1 protein-coding gene is annotated in these 311 nt (G+C 47.3%); it reads left to right on the plus strand.

Going from position 1 to position 311, the window contains the following annotated elements:
- Positions 1-311: glycoside hydrolase family 3 N-terminal domain-containing protein (locus tag D0T87_RS25270; RefSeq protein WP_370526971.1), on the plus strand; the 311-nt coding region annotated here is incomplete at both ends.

Below are 311 nucleotides of genomic sequence, written 5' to 3' on the forward strand. Positions count from 1 at the left end.
CAACATTATCTGAGTCGCAGACGATGACCAATCTCCGGAATATAGTCGGGATCTTTTTTATTCATCTTATAGAGGTTCTTCAACCGTTCAATACCCATACCGTGAAGGCAGAGCACCGTGGAGCGGTTTGGCCGGTGGACCTGAAAACTCCCTGCCGATGGATTGAGAATCGGGCGAAGATAATCTTCGAGGAACAGGAACATGAATACTGCCGGCAACATAAGCGCAATATCGTACAGAACCTACTCAGGGAAGAGCTTGGATTTAAAGGGCTGATATTCACCGATGCTTTGGCTATGAAAGGAGTAGCC

This window comes from Bacteroides sp. 51, from assembly GCF_010500965.1.
In the GTDB taxonomy this organism is placed as follows: Bacteria; Bacteroidota; Bacteroidia; order Bacteroidales; family Bacteroidaceae; genus Bacteroides.